Source organism: Escherichia sp. S10b, assembly GCF_028421345.1.
Taxonomy (GTDB): domain Bacteria; phylum Pseudomonadota; class Gammaproteobacteria; order Enterobacterales; family Enterobacteriaceae; genus ECMA0423.
The window spans coordinates 35,601-54,274 of sequence record NZ_JAHZSO010000161.1 but is presented as its reverse complement, the minus strand read 5'-3'; the positions used below and the strand labels follow the sequence as shown (position 1 = coordinate 54,274).

The window sequence follows — 18,674 nt, the reverse complement described above, 5'->3', positions numbered from 1 at the left end:
AGGGAATTAATAAGATTCTTTTCTCTGAGACGCCAGAATATTTGTTCTGGCGTCTGATTTTGAGTTTATTTGACTAATGAAAATAGATCATTGAGTGATTCGCTCATCGACGGATGAGTAAATATCTGATCGCGTAATATGCTATAAGGCAGCCCGGCATCCATCACCATTTTCACTATATTGATCATCTCGTGGGAGTCAACACACAGCAGTGATGCCCCTAATATACGTTGGGTTTTATTATCAACAATCGCTTTTAATACCCCACGAGTATCATTCATCACTCTGGCACGCGGAATTGCAGCTACAGGCAATGTCACCACCTGAATATCAGCACCACTCTCTCTGGCCTGTTCTTCTGTCATACCAACCCTGGACAGTGGCGGTGTCATGAATACGGAATAAGGCACATTTTTCCGATCATCAGTACTACGTCTGCCTTCTCCCAGCAACTCATCACGCACAATGCGGTAATCATCCAGTGAAATATAAGTAAATTGCAGCCCGCCGGTAACATCTCCCATCGCCCAAATATTGTCTGCGGTGGTATGTAATTGCTTGTCAACGACAATTGCCCCGCGCTCGTTTACTGCGATACCGGCATTTTCTGGATGTAACGAAGCGGTAGCCGGTTGACGACCGGAAGCTATTAACAGTGCATCCACCGCCAGTTGGGCGTGCTCGCTATGCACTTGCACTTGATTTTCATGGTGACTGATTCGCTCCACATGGGCATTGAGGATAATATCGACGCCCTGATCGCGTAAAATCGTCGCGATATTATCAGCAATATCCCGATCTTCCCGAGGCAAAAACAGCGAAGCTGCTTCTAAAATGGTTACCTTGCTGCCAAAATTAGCGAACATAGAGGCGAACTCAACGCCAATATATCCGCCGCCCAAAATACCTAAATGCCCAGGCAATTCTTTTAGATTAAGTAATCCGGTGCTGTCATATACACCAGGCGTGGTGGTAATTCCAGGAATTGGCGGAACCACGGTTTGTGCACCGGTATTAATAAAAATTTTCTCGCCATGAATTTCCAGATTTCCCTCAGGCCGATGAACACGCAGGCTATGATTATTGATAAACTCCGCCTGGCCGTCGATCACGTCGATATTGGGCATATCCGCAAGATTATGAAAATTCTTATTACGTAAAAAATTAACCACTTCATTTTTACGCTGTATGGCACGGACAAAATCTGTGTGCTGCTGTGCGTCATGAACCAATGTTTTGGTTGGGATGCAGCCGATATTAATACAGGTCCCGCCATACATTGCATTTGATTGTTCGATGAGAGCCACTCGCCAACCTGCTTTTGCCAGCGTGACGGCTAATGTTTTTCCAGCCTTGCCAAAACCAATAATAACTGCCTGATATTTATTCATGATGATTTCCTGTCGAAACGCGTTCATTTGACATCATGACTATAGACGCAAAAGAGCAAATACCATTTCTTCACAACGCTTGATATTTTGTCTTATCGTCTGGTATTTTCTTTTTCTTAATCAGAATCACAAAACAAAAATCATGATTAACCATTTGATGGTATTAGATTAGTTATTTACTAAGATTGTTGGTGTTTGTAATCAAAAACCACTCAGGAGTCTGATATGGATGCCCTTAGCCGTTTGTTGATGCTTAACGCTCCACAAGGAACGATCGATAAGAATTGCGTGTTAGGAAGTGACTGGCAGCTTCCACATGGTGCCGGGGAATTATCGGTTATTCGTTGGCATGCGTTAACGCAAGGAGCGGCGAAGCTGGAAATGCCGACGGGAGAGATTTTTACATTACGCCCGGGAAATGTGGTCCTGCTACCACAAAATTCAGCTCATCGCCTGAGTCATGTCGATAATGAATCGACCTGTATTGTCTGCGGCACTCTTCGGTTGCAACATTCGGCGCGTTATTTTTTAACGTCTTTGCCGGAAACGCTGTTTTTAGCACCGGTTAACCACAGCGTGGAATATAACTGGCTGAGGGAGGCGATCCCGTTTTTACAACAGGAATCCAGATCGGCGATGCCGGGAGTGGATGCACTGTGTAGCCAGATCTGCGCTACATTCTTTACCCTCGCGGTGCGTGAGTGGATTGCACAGGTTAATACTGAGAAAAACATTCTCAGTTTGCTTCTGCATCCACGTCTTGGTGCGGTAATACAGCAAATGCTGGAAATGCCAGGACACGCCTGGACCGTCGAATCGCTGGCCAGCATCGCTCACATGTCCCGGGCAAGTTTTGCCCAGCTTTTCCGTGATGTTTCCGGAACCACGCCGCTGGCTGTATTAACAAAGTTGCGTCTACAAATAGCGGCCCAGATGTTTTCCCGGGAAATGCTCCCTGTTGTGGTGATCGCTGAGTCAGTAGGCTATGCCAGTGAATCATCTTTTCACAAGGCGTTTGTCCGCGAGTTTGGTTGTACTCCGGGAGAATATCGGGAAAGGGTCAGACAGCTTGCACCCTGAATAAAACCGCCAGAAATCAGGGCAAAGATAATCCGCATTCCGGGAGTTGTGAGCCTTTCAACTATTTCTATTTCCAACGGTGGTTTGGGCTTTATATATTTTTTTCTGATGGACTCTAGCTCAGTTTTTAAATAAAAATGCAAACTAAATTGCTTCAATTAAATAAAACCCCGACTATTACTTGATACGTGATTATTGTCGGTGATTTTTTTGTACACCATCAGTGTATATCTCAATAACCCCTGAATAAGTAGCTCTGAATAGGTATAAGGGATGTAGCCTTTTTAAATGGATTTCTTATGCCAAAAATGAACGTCGATTTCCCCATAAAATGTGAGCGATGCCGAAAGAAATAAAATTAGTTATTGCATTTGAAGTTTGGATGAAAGATTATCATTTGTCATACAAATGAGGGGTGGTATGTTGCTAGCCAATTAAAAAAGAACGCCATATTTATTGATGATTGATCCCCCGGTGGGGGGGAAACATCGGGCATAAATGGGCATGAAGTAATGGAGTATTAGTTGTGAATGTCAATTTCTTTGTCACCTGTATTGGTGACGCCCTGAAATCAAGAATGGCACGAGACTCCGTGCTGCTACTGGAAAAACTCGGCTGTCGCGTAAATTTCCCGGAGAAACAGGGATGCTGCGGTCAGCCTGCGATCAATAGCGGTTATATCAAAGAAGCGATTCCAGGGATGAAAAATCTGATCGCCGCACTGGAGGATAACGACGATCCCATTATTTCACCGGCTGGCTCTTGCACCTATGCCGTAAAAAGTTACCCGACGTATCTGGCGGATGAACCTGAATGGGCATCACGTGCCGAAAAGGTTGCCGCGCGTATGCAGGATCTCACCTCTTTTATTGTTAATAAATTAGGGGTAGTCGATGTAGGTGCCAGTTTGCAAGGGAGAGCTGTGTATCACCCATCTTGTAGCCTGGCCCGTAAGCTGGGAGTGAAGGACGAGCCACTTACGCTGCTGAAAAATGTGCGTGGACTGGAGCTGTTGACCTTTGCTGAACAGGATACCTGCTGCGGATTTGGCGGCACGTTCTCGGTCAAAATGGCCGAAATATCCGGCGAGATGGTGAAAGAAAAGGTTGTGCACCTGATGGAAGTCCGCCCTGAGTATTTAATTGGTGCTGACGTGAGTTGCCTGCTGAACATCAGTGGGCGATTACAACGGGAAGGGCAGAAAGTCAAAGTGATGCATATTGCTGAAGTGTTGATGAGCCGCTGAGGATATAAAGATGTCGATCAAAACCAGTAATACAGATTTTAAGACACGCATCCGTCAGCAAATTGAAGATCCGATCATGCGCAAAGCGGTGGCAAACGCGCAGCAGCGTATTGGGGCAAATCGGCAAAAAATGGTCGATGAATTGGGGCACTGGGAGGAGTGGCGCGATCGGGCCGCCCAGATACGTGATCATGTTCTGAGTAATCTCGACGCTTATCTGTACCAGCTCTCAGAAAAAGTGACGCAAAACGGCGGTCACGTCTGGTTTGCAAAAACCAAAGAAGACGCTACCCGCTACATTTTACAGGTTGCCCAACGCAAAAATGCCCGGAAGGTGGTGAAATCTAAATCGATGGTGACCGAAGAGATTGGGGTCAATCATGTGTTGCAGGATGCTGGCATTCAGGTGATTGAAACCGATCTGGGTGAATATATTCTCCAGCTGGATCAAGATCCGCCATCTCATGTTGTGGTCCCGGCAATTCATAAAGATCGCCATCAGATCCGTCGAGTGCTACACGAACGTCTGGGCTATGAGGGGCCGGAAACGCCTGAAGCGATGACCTTATTCATCCGGCAAAAAATCCGCGAAGATTTCCTCAGTGCTGAAATAGGTATTACCGGCTGTAATTTCGCGGTGGCAGAGACAGGTTCGGTATGCCTGGTGACCAATGAAGGTAATGCGCGAATGTGTACCACGCTGCCTAAAACGCATATTGCAGTGATGGGAATGGAGCGTATTGCCCCCACGTTTGCCGAGGTAGATGTATTGATCACCATGCTGGCGCGCAGTGCCGTTGGTGCACGTTTGACGGGATACAACACCTGGCTGACAGGACCGCGCGAAGCGGGGCACGTTGATGGTCCTGAAGAGTTTCATCTGGTTATTGTCGATAACGGGCGTTCTGAGGTGCTGGCCTCTGAATTTCGGGATGTGCTGCGCTGTATTCGCTGCGGGGCTTGTATGAATACTTGTCCGGCATATCGCCATATTGGCGGTCATGGATATGGCTCTATTTATCCAGGGCCAATTGGTGCGGTGATTTCTCCGCTACTTGGCGGCTATAAAGATTTTAAAGATTTACCCTACGCCTGCTCTTTATGCACTGCTTGTGACAGCGTGTGTCCGGTGCGTATTCCGCTGTCAAAACTGATTTTGCGTCATCGTCGGGTGATGGCTGAAAAAGGGATCACCGCAAAAGCAGAGCAACGGGCGATAAAAATGTTCGCTTATGCCAATAGTCATCCAGGATTGTGGAAAGTCGGGATGATGGCCGGCGCTCATGCGGCAAGCTGGTTTATCAATGGCGGCAAAACACCACTCAAATTTGGCGCGATTAGCGACTGGATGGAAGCACGCGATCTTCCTGAAGCTGACGGAGAGAGTTTCCGTAGTTGGTTTAAGAAACATCAGGCGCAGGAGAAAAAGAATGGATAATCGAGGCGAATTTTTGAATAACGTTGCTCAGGCACTGGGTCGCCCGCTGCGACTTGAACCGCAAGCAGAAGATGCGCCGCTTAACAACTATGCTAACGAGCGGCTTACCCAACTTAACCAACAGCAGCGCTGTGACGCGTTTATTCAGTTTGCCAGCGATGTTATGTTGACGCGCTGTGAGCTGACCAGCGAGGCGAAGGCGGCAGAAGCTGCAATACGTCTGTGTAAAGAGCTGGGAGATCAGTCGGTCGTGATTAGCGGTGACACGAGGCTGGAGGAATTGGGGATTAGTGAACGTTTGCAGCAGGAATGCAATGCCGTTGTTTGGGATCCGGCGAAAGGTGCCGAGAATATCTCGCAGGCCGAGCAGGCTAAAGTGGGTGTCGTGTATGCTGAATATGGTTTAACCGAATCGGGAGGCGTGGTTCTTTTTTCCGCCGCCGGGCGCGGGCGTTCATTGAGCCTGCTCCCGGAATCTTCTCTTTTTATCCTGCGTAAAAGCACAATCCTGCCGCGTGTAGCGCAACTCGCAGAAAAATTGCATCAGAAAGCGCAGGCCGGTGAACGAATGCCGTCCTGCATTAACATCATTAGCGGCCCTAGTTCAACGGCGGATATTGAGCTTATCAAAGTCGTCGGGGTTCATGGCCCGGTGAAAGCGGTGTATCTGATTATTGAGGATTGCTGAGAGAGATATGAGATCTGAACATAAACCTGAAGAAGGCATACGAGGTTGAAAATAGCGTTAAGGACAACCTGACTTAACCCCGTTCCGTCATGGTTATGCTGCTCTTCTGTAAATATCCTGGCATTAGTAATGCCAGGATATTTACAGTGAAAAAGACAGGCATCCATTCCTGAAAACGGGTTCCCTTCCCGGTCATTGTCACTTCAGCTTTATACAGGCACTCTCTATCAGAATGCTGTGTATTACTGCCCAGAGTTTTGTTGGTATTCATCTACCATTTTTTTGACAAGGCAAAACATTACAGAAATTACAATGCTTAGAAAAAATCCCAGAGCCAGGCAAATGGCAGCAGGGTATTTATTTTTTATTTCTGGTGAGCTTATAGTTACACAGCCATCACCGTTCGGATACAATGACCAGTTCCTGGTCAGGTATATCATTTTTGTATAAAGCTCACTGTTAATTGCTGAAGGTATTTGTATCTCATCGAGAACTTGCCTGCCATTATGGTATTCTGACGCATACCATTTGATAATAGACGCCTGCACGCGAGATATTTCCGCTTCAGCAGTTGGTAAATCTCTCTTATCTCATGACCATTCCAGCTTTATTTCGCTGTTCTTGACATCTGGGCTGGTGTGAAAAAATGTAGTAATTCGCTGTATAACATCTTCAGTCATTGCGGTCTGACAGGCAAAGTTATTATTGCTATCACAGTTAACAAGTATGCCTGGTGTTGTCTGGTTTATTTTTAGGCTGTAACTCACTTTTATATTATCTTTATTGATATACAGAAACAACAGCATCATTGCCATACAGATAGCTATAATAAAAAGGATAACACGAACCTTTTTCTTCAGATAAAATAAAATCTCAATCAGATCGATATCCTGTTTGATTTGTTCACGCATAATATATCCAGAAAATAAAATCTGTCGCAGATAAGGTTGTATTAATAGTCTGTATCAGGAATGTTCGGGTTAAATATCAGCAAAAAGCCAGCATCATGAATACTGGATATGATGCATGAGAGTTACCTCAGTGTTTATATAAGGATTCGGTCCCCCTCTCTGGAACGGTAACTCTCAATCTGATCGGTTCCTGCGTTAGTTCACATCACGACTCATTTTTTCGCTCTCACCGGCATCCCATTTGCCACAAAATATCCCGCCGTGCTCCTCGGCAGCGCTTCCTGTCCACGAATCATATCCGCTATTTTCTCGCCAATCATAATTGTCGTGGCGTTCAAATTCCCGGTGATAATCTGCGGCATAATCGACGCATCCACCACACGCAGGCCTTCTAACCCGTGTACGCGGCCTTCGCCGTCAACCACGGACATCTCGTCGTAACCCATTTTGCAGGTACCGCACGGATGGAAGGCGGTTTCGGCGTGGTTACGCACGAACTCATCGAGCTGTTCATCCGTCTGACATTCCGTGCCGGGGCTGATTTCGCGGCCACGATACTGATCCAGCGCGGGTTGATGCATGATCTCGCGGGTGATGCGAATTGCGTCGCGGAACTCCTGCCAGTCCTGCTCGTGCGACATGTAGTTAAACAGAATCGCCGGATGCTGGTGCGGGTCGCGGGATTTAATCCGCACATGCCCACGGCTTGGCGAGCGCATTGAGCCGACGTGGCACTGGAAACCGTGCTCTTTCACTGCATTCGAGCCGTTATAGTTAATCGCTACTGGCAGGAAATGGTACTGAATATTCGGCCACGCAAATTCCTCACGGCTGCGAATAAATCCACCTGCTTCAAAGTGGTTGCTGGCACCAACGCCAGTGCCGCCAAACAGCCACTCCGCACCGATTTTCGGTTGGTTCCACCACTGCAGGGCAGGGTAGAGGGAAACCGGTTCTTTGCACTCATATTGCAGATACATCTCCAGATGATCCTGAAGATTTTCGCCGACGCCGGGTAATTCATGCACCAGCGGAATATCAAACTCCGCCAGCAGTTCAGCGTTGCCGACGCCGGAGCGTTGCAGGATCTGCGGTGAGGCAATCGCGCCTGCACATAACAGCACTTCTTTGTTGGCCGTTGCGCGGGTTGGGATGGTGCTGTCGCCTTCCAGCCATTCGACGCCCACCGCGCGTTTGCCGTCAAAAATGATGTGATCGGTCATAGCGTGAGTACGAATGGTCAGGTTAGGGCGCGATTTGGCCTGATCGAGATAACCGCGCGCGGTACTGGCGCGACGGCCCTGCGGCGTGACGGTGCGATCCATCGGGCCAAAACCTTCCTGCTGATAGCCGTTGAGATCGTCCGTGCGCGGGTAGCCTGCCTGCACGCCCGCTTCAATCATCGCTTCAAACAGCGGATTGACGCCGGGTTTGGAGGTGGTGACGCTCACCGGGCCATCGCCACCGTGGTAGTCGTTCTCGCCCACATCGCGAGTCTCGGCCTTGCGGTAGTAGGGCAGGCAGTCGAGATAACTCCAGTTCTCCAGACCGGGTTCTTGCGCCCAGTTATCGAGATCCAGCTCATTGCCACGGATGTAGCACATGCCGTTGATCAGCGACGATCCACCCAGGCCTTTACCGCGTCCGCACTCCATGCGGCGGTTATTCATAAACGGTTCAGGCTCTGTTTCATAGGCCCAGTTGTAGCGTTTGCCCTGTAGTGGGAACGCCAGCGCTGCGGGCATCTGGGTGCGGAAGTCAAAGCGATAGTCCGGGCCGCCCGCTTCAAGCAGCAGCACGGAGGTATTCGGATCTTCAGTCAGACGGGTAGCGAGAACGTTGCCGGCTGAGCCGGCACCAATAATGATGTAGTCAAATTGCAAATAAACCTCCTGGTTAGAATATGGACTGGAATTTAGCCATCTCAACCTGGATGGACTTCACCTGGGTGTAACTCTGGAGCGTCATCACGCCGTTCTCGCGACCAATGCCGGAGTGTTTGTAGCCGCCAACGGGCATCTCTGCCGGGGATTCGCCCCAGGTGTTGATCCAGCAAATACCCGCTTCCAGCTGATGAATGACGCGATGCGCGCGGTTCAGGTCCGCCGTCACGATGCCCGCCGCCAGGCCGTAGTCGGTATCATTGGCGCGGCGAATCACTTCGTCCTCAGATTCATAAGTGAGAAGCGACATCACCGGACCGAAGATCTCTTCGCGCACGATGGTCATTTCGTCGCGGCAATCGGTGAACACGGTCGGTGCAACCCATGCGCCGTTATCGAAGCCATCGCCTTTCAGTACATCGCCGCCGCACAGTACGCGCGCGCCTTCCTCTTTGCCTTTGGCGATATAGCGCAGCACGTTATCGCGATGCGGGAAGCTGACCAGCGGGCCGAAGTTAGTTTGCGGATCGAAAACGTCGCCCGCGCGAATGCGCTCAACGCGCGCCAGAATTTTCTGCTCAAATGCGGCTTTGCATTTCGCCGGAACGAAGACGCGGGTGCCGTTGGTACACACCTGACCGGAGCTGAAGAAGTTCGCCATCATGGCGATATCGGCGGCGAGATCGAGATCCGCATCATCGAAAACGATCAGCGGTGATTTACCGCCCAGTTCCATGGTCACTTCTTTCAGGGAAGAGGCCGCCGAGTTAGCCATCACTTTTTTGCCGCTGGCGACACCGCCGGTAAATGACACTTTGGCAATGCCCGGATGCTCGGTCAGATATTGCCCGGTCTCCGCGCCCACCCCCGGCAACACGTTAAATACGCCGTCCGGCAGGCCCGCTTCGCTGTAAATTTCAGCCAGCTTTAACGCGGTAAGCGGGGTGACTTCGCTCGGTTTGAAAATCATTGCGTTGCCTGCCGCCAGCGCCGGGGCGGATTTCCACAGGGCAATCTGGATCGGGTAGTTCCATGCGCCAATCCCCGCCACCACACCCAGCGGTTCGCGGCGGGTATAAACAAATGACGTCTCACGCAACGGGATCTGGCTGCCTTCCAGCGCCGGGATCAGCCCGGCGTAGTACTCCAGCACGTCCGCACCGGTAACGATATCGACGGTTGAGGTTTCCGAATATGCTTTTCCGGTGTCGAGGGTTTCAAGTTTTGCGAGTTCGTCATTGCGTTCACGCAGAATATCGACGGCCCGACGCAGAATGCGCGAGCGCTCCATCGCGGTCATCGCCGCCCAGATTTTTTGCCCCTGTTGGGCACTCTTCACTGCGCGATCGACATCCTCGCGCCCGGCGGCCTGCACGGTCGCCAGCACGTTACCGTTGGCCGGGTTAATGGTCTCGAAGGTGCGACCGCTGGTGGCGGAGGTATAACCACCATGTATATAAAGCTGCTGTTCTGCCATTCGGGACATCACGTCTCCTCGGTTAATCGGTGGGTAAATGCTGAGTAATAAAGTGACGGGTCAGCGAGTGTGCGAGAGGTTTATCCAGCGGTTTGCCGCTCAGTGCTGCGCGCAGCCATAATCCGTCAATCAGCGCGGCAAGGCCGTAGCCCGCTTCCTGTGCCTGTTCGCGCGGTAACTCGCGGCGAAATTCGCTCACCAGATTCGACAATAAGCGGCGGCTACTGACCTGCTGTAAACGATAGAGCATCGGCTGATGCATACTGCTGGCCCAGAACGCCAGCCAGGCTTTCATCGCCGCACTGCTCACCTGCGTTTCATCGAAGTTTCCGCCAACAATCGCCTGTAATCGCTGCTCTGCACTGCCCTGCGGAAGTGCATGTAATCGATTCAAAACCGCGTCACGCAGCTGACTGGTGATATCGCGCATGGTTGCTTCCAGCAGACCATTTTTGTCCCTGAAATAGTGGCTGATGATCCCCGTAGAAACGCCTGCACGGCGGGCGATCTGCGCGATCGTTGCATCGTGCATGCCCACTTCATTTATTGCTTCCAGTGTGGCGTCGATCAGTTGTCTGCGCCGGATCGACTGCATCCCCAATTTGGGCATTTTCGCCACTCCATTCATCAGCGTTGTTTATCTATTAAAGCGGTTATTGATTGGACGTTCAATATAAAATGTGTCTTAATTGTTACGAATTTGATTTTAAATGGTAACAATAACAGTGGGGATACTGGATGACAGACCTTTCACACAGCAGGGAAAAGGACAAAATCAATCCGGTGGTGTTTTACACCTCCGCCGGACTGATTTTGTTGTTTTCCCTGACAACGATCCTGTTTCGCGACTTCTCGGCCCTGTGGATTGGCCGCACGCTGGACTGGGTTTCTAAAACCTTCGGTTGGTACTATCTACTGGCGGCAACGCTCTATATTGTCTTTGTGGTCTGTATCGCTTGTTCGCGTTTTGGTTCGGTGAAGCTCGGGCCAGAACAATCCAAACCGGAATTCAGCCTGCTGAGTTGGGCGGCGATGCTGTTTGCTGCCGGGATCGGTATCGACCTGATGTTCTTCTCCGTAGCCGAACCGGTAACGCAGTATATGCAGCCGCCGGAAGGCGCGGGACAGACGATTGAGGCCGCGCGTCAGGCGATGGTCTGGACGCTGTTTCACTACGGCTTAACCGGCTGGTCGATGTATGCGCTGATGGGCATGGCGCTCGGATACTTTAGCTATCGTTATAATTTGCCGCTCACCATCCGCTCGGCGCTGTACCCGATCTTCGGTAAACGGATTAACGGGCCGATAGGGCACTCAGTGGATATTGCAGCGGTGATCGGCACCATCTTCGGTATTGCCACTACGCTCGGTATCGGTGTGGTGCAGCTTAACTATGGCTTGAGCGTACTGTTTGATATTCCCGATTCGATGGCGGCAAAAGCGGCACTGATCGCCTTGTCGGTGATAATCGCCACGATCTCTGTCACCTCCGGTGTCGATAAGGGGATTCGTGTGTTATCGGAACTTAACGTTGCGCTGGCGCTGGGATTGATCCTGTTCGTATTGTTTATGGGCGACACCTCGTTCCTGCTTAATGCGCTGGTGCTGAATGTTGGCGACTATGTGAATCGCTTTATGGGCATGACGCTCAACAGTTTTGCCTTCGACCGTCCAGTTGAGTGGATGAATAACTGGACGCTCTTCTTCTGGGCATGGTGGGTGGCATGGTCGCCGTTTGTCGGCTTGTTCCTGGCGCGTATCTCGCGTGGGCGTACCATTCGCCAGTTCGTGCTGGGCACGTTGATTATTCCGTTTACCTTCACGCTGTTATGGCTCTCGGTGTTCGGCAATAGCGCGCTGTATGAAATCATCCACGGCGGCGCGGCATTTGCCGAGGAAGCGATGGTCCATCCGGAGCGCGGCTTCTACAGCCTGCTGGCGCAGTATCCGGCGTTTACCTTTAGCGCCTCCGTCGCCACCATTACTGGCCTGCTGTTTTATGTGACCTCGGCGGACTCCGGTGCGCTGGTGCTGGGGAATTTCACCTCGCAGCTTAAAGATATCAACAGCGACGCCCCCAGCTGGCTGCGCGTCTTCTGGTCGGTGGCGATTGGTCTGCTGACGCTCGGCATGCTGATGACCAACGGGATATCCGCGCTGCAAAACACCACGGTAATCATGGGGCTGCCGTTCAGCTTTGTGATTTTCTTCGTGATGGCGGGGTTGTATAAATCTCTGAAGGTAGAAGATTACCGCCGTGAAAGTGCCAACCGCGATACCGCGCCGCGACCGCTGGGGCTTCAGGATCGCCTGAGCTGGAAAAAACGTCTCTCGCGCCTGATGAATTATCCGGGCACGCGTTACACTAAACAGATGATGGAGACGGTCTGTTACCCGGCAATGGAAGAAGTGGCGCAGGAGCTGCGGTTGCGCGGCGCGTACGTGGAGCTAAAAAGCCTGCCGCCGGAAGAGGGACAACAGTTGGGGCATCTGGATTTGTTGGTGCATATGGGCGAAGAACAAAACTTTGTCTATCAGATTTGGCCGCAGCAATATTCGGTGCCGGGCTTTACCTACCGCGCACGTAGCGGTAAATCGACCTACTACCGGCTGGAAACCTTCCTGTTAGAAGGCAGCCAGGGCAACGACCTGATGGACTACAGCAAAGAGCAGGTGATCACCGATATTCTTGACCAGTACGAGCGGCACCTTAACTTTATTCATCTCCATCGTGAAGCGCCGGGCCATAGCGTGATGTTCCCGGACGCGTGATTGTTTTTGCATAAAACCGCGCCATGTCTGCATATGGCGCGGGAATCATTGACTCGCTGTAAAAAATTATGCATATATTATATATGATTGTCATGTCATATCCTGAAATTCCTCTTGTATCACTTCATGACTTTATATTTTATTAATTAACGATTTTATTTTGTATTAGCTGAATGGATTCAGTCCTATAGAGTTATATATTTATTAATAAGACGATTCTTATATTTGGATACCTAATAAGAGTTACCACTTTTACCGTCTGTATATTAAATGTATTCCTCCTGCTTTTGTTTATATTTTGAGTTGATTTGAGTTCCTGGATACATATAATGCGCAGGTATTAGAGACTGGGAGGAATGTAATGATAAAGTTAAGAGTGTTAACTTAAAATAAGTTTTCAGTAGTAACTTGCTATTTTATTACCCTCTGAACTACATACTCAGATATGTGGTTGCCAATGCTATGCAAAATTTTTGAATTTTTATATGCGATGAACAGTAACCAGAATGGCATTTAATGCGTTGCTGTTTATGCAATCTTGGTTTTATTTGGATGTATTGCTGGAGATTGTGATGAATAAAATATATCGGCTAAAGTGGAACAGGTCCCGTAACTGTTGGAGCGTCTGCTCGGAGCTGGGGAGCAGAGTAAAAGGAAAAAAGTCCCGGGCTGTTTTAATTAGCGCGATAAGTTTATATTCATCTCTGGTATTCGCCGATGATGTCATCGTAAACCAGGATAAAGCTATTGATTTTGGCAAAGAGAACCAGAGCATCGATTACCGTATTACGGTGACTGACAATGCCAATCTGGTAATCAATGCGACAGATACTTCCCGTCCGCGTCTGACTCTCGCTTCTGGTGGTGGGTTGGATATTACCGGAGGAAAGGTAACTATCAATGGCCCACTTAACTTTTTGCTGAAAGGTACGGGGTTCCTGAATGTCTCCAATGCTGGCAGCGAGTTATATGCTGATGATTTGTATGAGTCAAACTCAGGCATGAGACACGATCGCGGCTATTTTAATGTCTCCAACGGCGGCAAAATCCATGTTAAGGGCACCAGCCGTCTGACCTATTTGCAGGGAAATGTCAGTGGTGAAGGCAGCCAGGTAAATTCTAAAACCTTCTTTATGGGCGTTTACGGCAGTTACGGTGGTAATCAGTACCTGTCAGTTAATAACGGCGGTGAAGTTAATGCCAGTGAGAAAATTAGCCTGGGTTATTATGATCAAAACTCCGATACAACACTTGCTGTTTCGGAAGGTGGTAAAATCTCTGCGCCGACTATTAGTTTAAGCACCAACTCTGAGTTAGCGTTAGGTGCACAGGAAGGAAGCGCAGCGAAGGCTGCAGGGATTATTGATGCCGAAAAAATTGAGTTTGTGTGGGCAAAGACATCCGAGAAGAAAATCACCTTAAACCACACGGATAAAAACGCGACTATTTCCGCGGATATTATCAGTGACAGCGAGGGCCTGGGCTATATCAATGCGCTCAATGGTACGACTTACTTAACCGGGGATAACTCCGCCTTTAGCGGTAAAGTCAAAATTGAGCAAAATGGCGCTTTAGGGATCACCCAAAATATAGGTACCGCAGAAATCAACAACCGCGGGAAATTACACCTGAAGGCTGACGATAGCATGACCTTTGCCAATAAGATTTCCGGCAACGGTACAATAAGTATCGACAGTGGGACAGTGGCGCTGACCGGCAATAACTATGCATTCAGCGGATATATTGATGTCGCTTCTGGTGCTGTCGCGGTTATTTCTGAAGACAAGAACATCGGCCGTGCGGACCTGGATGTTGATGGCAAACTGCAAATCAATGCCAATAAAGATTGGGTATTTGATAACGATCTTCAAGGTAGAGGTATTGTTGAAATAAACATGGGGAATCACGAATTCTCCTTCGATGAGTTTGCTTATACAGACTGGTTCCAGGGTTCACTGGCGTTCCAGAACACGACATTTAACCTGGAAAAGAATGCTGAGTTTCTGCAGAGAGGCGGGATCACTGCGGGTCAGGGAAGCCTGGTAACAGTGGGTAAGGGCGCTCACTCCATTAGCACTTTGGGATTCTCCGGCGGAACCGTTGATTTTGGTGCCCTGACAGCAGGTGCACAGATGACAGAAGGGACGGTCAACGTTAGTAAAACGCTGGATTTGCGCGGCGAGGGTGTGATTCAGGTTTCTGACAGTGACGTTGTAAGCTCAGTATCTCGTGATATTGACTCTGCGTTATCGCTCACTGAAGTCGATGATGGTAACAGCACCATTAAGTTGGTTGATGCGCAAGGTGCGGAAGTTCTGGGCGATGCGGGCAATCTGCAATTGCAGGATAAAAATGGGCAAATCCTCTCCAGCAGTGCCCAACGTGATATTCAGCAGAATGGGCAAAAAGCGGCCGTCGGCACTTACGACTATCGTCTGACGAGTGGGGTAAACAATGACGGTCTGTATATCGGTTACGGCCTGACCCAGCTTGATTTACACGCTACCGACAGCGATGCTCTGGTGCTGAGCTCTAACGGTAAAAGCGAGAATGCCGCCGATCTCAGCGCAAAGATTACCGGCAGCGGTGACCTGGCATTCAGCAGCCAGAAGGATCAGACCGTATCGCTTTCTAACAAAGACAACGACTATACCGGTGTTACCGATCTGCGCAGTGGGACGCTTTTGTTGAATAACGATAACGTGTTGGGTAATACCCATGAACTGCGTCTGGCGGCAGAGACTGAACTGGATATGAATGGTCACAGCCAGACCGTGGGCACGCTCAATGGCAGCGCCGATTCACTGCTGAGCTTAAATGGCGGCAGTCTGACGGTTACCAACGGGGGCACTTCAACCGGTTCGTTAACGGGGAGCGGAGAGCTGAATATTCAGGGCGGCACGCTGGACATCGCGGGCGATAACAGCAACCTGACGGCGAATGTGAACATTGCTAATTCGGCTAATGTCCTGGTAAGTCATGCGCAGGGATTGGGTAGCGCAAACGTTGAGAACAACGGTACCCTGGCGTTGAATAATAGCGCTGAAAAAAGAGCGGCTGCGTCTGTGAATTACACCCTGGGCGGCAATCTGACCAACAACGGTACGCTGATGACCGGAATGTCAGGACAGCAAGCTGGCAATGTGTTAGTGGTGAAGGGGAACTACCACGGTAATAACGGTCAACTAGTAATGAATACGGTACTGAATGGCGATGACTCAGTAACCGATAAATTGGTTGTCGAGGGCGATACTAGCGGCACGACTGCCGTTACGGTGAATAACGCTGGCGGTACAGGTGCGAAAACCCTTAACGGTATCGAACTTATCCATGTAGACGGTAAGTCTGAGGGCGAATTTGTTCAGGCTGGTCGTATCGTTGCGGGGGCGTATGACTACACTCTCGCGCGTGGACAAGGGGCAAATAGTGGTAACTGGTATCTGACCAGCGGCAGTGATTCTCCTGAACTGCAGCCGGAGCCAGACCCGATGCCGAATCCGGAGCCAAACCCGAATCCAGAGCCGAACCCTAACCCGACACCTACGCCGGGTCCGGATCTGAATGTGGATAATGACCTGCGACCGGAGGCGGGTAGCTACATTGCGAACCTTGCAGCAGCGAATACAATGTTCACCACGCGTCTGCATGAGCGTCTGGGTAATACGTACTATACCGACATGGTGACGGGTGAGCAGAAACAAACCACTATGTGGATGCGCCATGAAGGTGGTCATAATAAATGGCGTGATGGCAGCGGCCAGCTGAAAACCCAAAGCAATCGCTATGTTCTGCAACTGGGAGGCGATGTCGCGCAGTGGAGCCAAAACGGCAGCGACAGCTGGCATGTTGGGGTCATGGCGGGATATGGCAACAGCGACAGCAAAACCATTTCCTCGCGAACCGGTTATCGTGCAAAAGCGAGTGTGAACGGATATAGCACCGGCCTCTATGCCACCTGGTATGCCGATGACGAGTCGCGTAATGGCGCGTATCTCGACAGTTGGGCGCAGTACAGCTGGTTTGATAACACAGTGAAAGGGGATGACTTACAAAGTGAATCCTATAAATCAAAAGGATTTACCGCTTCACTGGAAGCTGGATACAAACACAAATTAGCTGAATTTAATGGCAGCCAGGGAACGCGTAATGAATGGTATGTTCAGCCGCAAGCACAGGTTACCTGGATGGGAGTCAAAGCCGATAAGCACCGCGAAAGCAACGGAACCCTCGTTCATAGCAACGGTGATGGCAATGTTCAAACCCGACTTGGCGTAAAAACCTGGCTGAAGAGCCACCATAAAATGGATGACGGTAAATCCCGCGAGTTCCAGCCGTTTGTAGAAGTGAACTGGCTGCATAACAGTAAGGATTTCAGCACCAGTATGGATGGCGTGTCCGTCACTCAGGATGGAGCCCGAAATATTGCTGAGATAAAAACCGGGGTGGAAGGACAGCTAAATGCCAACCTGAATGTCTGGGGGAATGTGGGCGTTCAGGTTGCCGATAGGGGATATAATGACACCTCTGCAATGGTTGGCATTAAGTGGCAATTCTGATCTGAATAATGAGTAAAAGGAGAGAGAGCCGAACGGGAGATAATTCGGCTCTCTGTGTCATTTTCTTGCAGCCAGCTTTATCAGTCAGAGTGAAGACTCGCAGATTTAGCTGGCGCACAAGATTTAATCAAGGTGTGTTCGATGGCTTCGCATGATTTGAGTGTTTTTTTGGAAGAGTTCGGGGCAACGGTGAATTTGACGTTGCCTGGTATCGTGTCCGAAAAAGAACGGCTTTTACTCAAGCTGCTAATGGAGGGAATGTCGGTTACAGAAATCTCACAGTACAGAAATCGCAGTGCAAAGACAATTTCACATCAAAAGAAGCAGCTGTATGAAAAACTAGGCATCCAGAGTGATATTACCTTCTGGCGGGATATCTTTTTTCAATATCATCCGCAAGTCATCAGTGGCACGGGAAATAAAAATAATTTTTATATCCCTGATAACCGTTGTCACCATATCGTCACGCCTGAAGCCATCAGTCTGGCGTTGGAAAACCACGAATTCAAACCGTGGATCCAACCGGTTTTCTGCGCGCAGACTGGGGTACTGACGGGCTGTGAGGTACTTGTCCGCTGGGAACATCCACAAACGGGAATTATCCCACCGGATCAGTTTATTCCTCTGGCGGAGTCATCCGGTCTTATTGTCATAATGACCCGCCAACTGATGAAACAGACTGCGGATATTCTGATGCCGGTAAAACATTTGCTGCCGGACAATTTCCATATTGGCATCAACGTCTCGGCGGGTTGTTTTTTGGCAGCGGGATTTGAAAAAGAGTGTCTGAACCTGGTTAAGAAATTAGGTAACGATAAAATCAAGCTGGTTCTCGAGCTAACGGAACGTAACCCTATTCCGGTAACGCCAGAAGCCAGAGCGATATTTGACAGCCTTCATCAGCACAACATTACCTTTGCGCTGGATGACTTTGGTACGGGTTATGCGACCTATCGTTACTTGCAGGCGTTCCCGGTCGATTTTATTAAGATCGATAAGTCATTTGTGCAAATGGCGAGTGTCGACGAAATCTCCGGTCATATTGTGGACAATATTATCGAACTAGCGCGTAAGCCTGGTCTGAGTATCGTGGCGGAAGGGGTAGAAACCCAGGAGCAGGCGGATTTAATGATCGGTAAAGGCGTTCACTTTTTGCAGGGCTATTTGTACTCTCCGCCAGTACCGGGTAATAAATTTATCTCTGAATGGGTAATGAAAGCAGGTGGTTGATG

Annotated in this window: 11 protein-coding genes and 1 pseudogene; 7 read left to right on the top strand and 5 right to left on the bottom strand. The window is 49.7% G+C overall.

Annotated features, from left to right (window positions below):
- Positions 1-65 precede the first annotated feature (65 nt).
- On the bottom strand, positions 66-1,391 hold the full coding sequence (rclA, locus tag FTE26_RS11635; protein WP_001046304.1) for a reactive chlorine resistance oxidoreductase RclA: 1,326 nt from the start codon (positions 1,389-1,391) through the stop codon (positions 66-68).
- A gap of 225 nt (positions 1,392-1,616) precedes the next feature.
- Between rclA and rclR the strand changes: the two genes are divergently transcribed.
- The 4 genes from rclR to FTE26_RS11615 all read left to right on the top strand — a co-directional run bounded on the left by rclR (position 1,617) and on the right by FTE26_RS11615 (position 5,843).
- Complete coding sequence (rclR, locus tag FTE26_RS11630; protein ID WP_000339593.1) at positions 1,617-2,471, top strand: reactive chlorine-specific transcriptional regulator RclR; 855 nt, start codon at positions 1,617-1,619, stop codon at positions 2,469-2,471.
- Positions 2,472-2,997: 526 nt separating this feature from the next.
- Positions 2,998-3,717, top strand: coding sequence for a (Fe-S)-binding protein (locus tag FTE26_RS11625; RefSeq protein WP_001102119.1), 720 nt, complete (start codon positions 2,998-3,000; stop codon positions 3,715-3,717).
- A 10-nt stretch (positions 3,718-3,727) separates the two neighbouring features.
- Positions 3,728-5,155: a LutB/LldF family L-lactate oxidation iron-sulfur protein gene (locus tag FTE26_RS11620; RefSeq protein WP_000023907.1), complete on the top strand. Its 1,428-nt coding sequence runs from the start codon at positions 3,728-3,730 to the stop codon at positions 5,153-5,155.
- Positions 5,148-5,843, top strand: coding sequence for a LutC/YkgG family protein (locus FTE26_RS11615; protein ID WP_000370308.1), 696 nt, complete (start codon positions 5,148-5,150; stop codon positions 5,841-5,843). The genes FTE26_RS11620 and FTE26_RS11615 overlap by 8 nt, the downstream gene beginning before the upstream one ends.
- A 242-nt stretch (positions 5,844-6,085) precedes the next feature.
- Here FTE26_RS11615 and FTE26_RS11610 read toward each other — a convergent pair.
- The 4 genes and pseudogenes from FTE26_RS11610 to betI form a co-directional block, all read right to left on the bottom strand.
- Positions 6,086-6,754, bottom strand: a pseudogene (locus FTE26_RS11610) (hypothetical protein).
- A gap of 212 nt (positions 6,755-6,966) precedes the next feature.
- Entirely contained in the window at positions 6,967-8,637 is a 1,671-nt protein-coding gene (gene betA / locus FTE26_RS11605) for a choline dehydrogenase (RefSeq protein ID WP_272457583.1), read from the bottom strand.
- A gap of 13 nt (positions 8,638-8,650) precedes the next feature.
- Entirely contained in the window at positions 8,651-10,123 is a 1,473-nt protein-coding gene (gene betB / locus FTE26_RS11600; protein WP_000089075.1) for a betaine-aldehyde dehydrogenase, read from the bottom strand.
- A gap of 13 nt (positions 10,124-10,136) precedes the next feature.
- A complete protein-coding gene (gene betI / locus FTE26_RS11595) occupies positions 10,137-10,724 on the bottom strand; it encodes a transcriptional regulator BetI (protein ID WP_001351501.1) in 588 nt (195 codons plus the stop codon).
- 128 nt (positions 10,725-10,852) lie between these two features.
- Between betI and betT the strand changes: the two genes are divergently transcribed.
- The 3 genes from betT to FTE26_RS11580 all read left to right on the top strand — a co-directional run bounded on the left by betT (position 10,853) and on the right by FTE26_RS11580 (position 18,672).
- Positions 10,853-12,886 carry a choline BCCT transporter BetT gene (betT, locus tag FTE26_RS11590; RefSeq protein ID WP_000131049.1) on the top strand — a complete coding sequence of 678 codons (2,034 nt, stop codon included), beginning with the start codon at positions 10,853-10,855 and terminating at the stop codon, positions 12,884-12,886.
- A gap of 572 nt (positions 12,887-13,458) precedes the next feature.
- A complete protein-coding gene (gene ehaA, locus FTE26_RS11585; RefSeq protein WP_073516345.1) occupies positions 13,459-17,442 on the top strand; it encodes an autotransporter adhesin EhaA in 3,984 nt (1,327 codons plus the stop codon).
- Positions 17,443-17,583: 141 nt separating this feature from the next.
- A complete protein-coding gene (locus tag FTE26_RS11580; protein WP_000146390.1) occupies positions 17,584-18,672 on the top strand; it encodes an EAL domain-containing protein in 1,089 nt (362 codons plus the stop codon).
- Positions 18,673-18,674 lie beyond the last annotated feature (2 nt).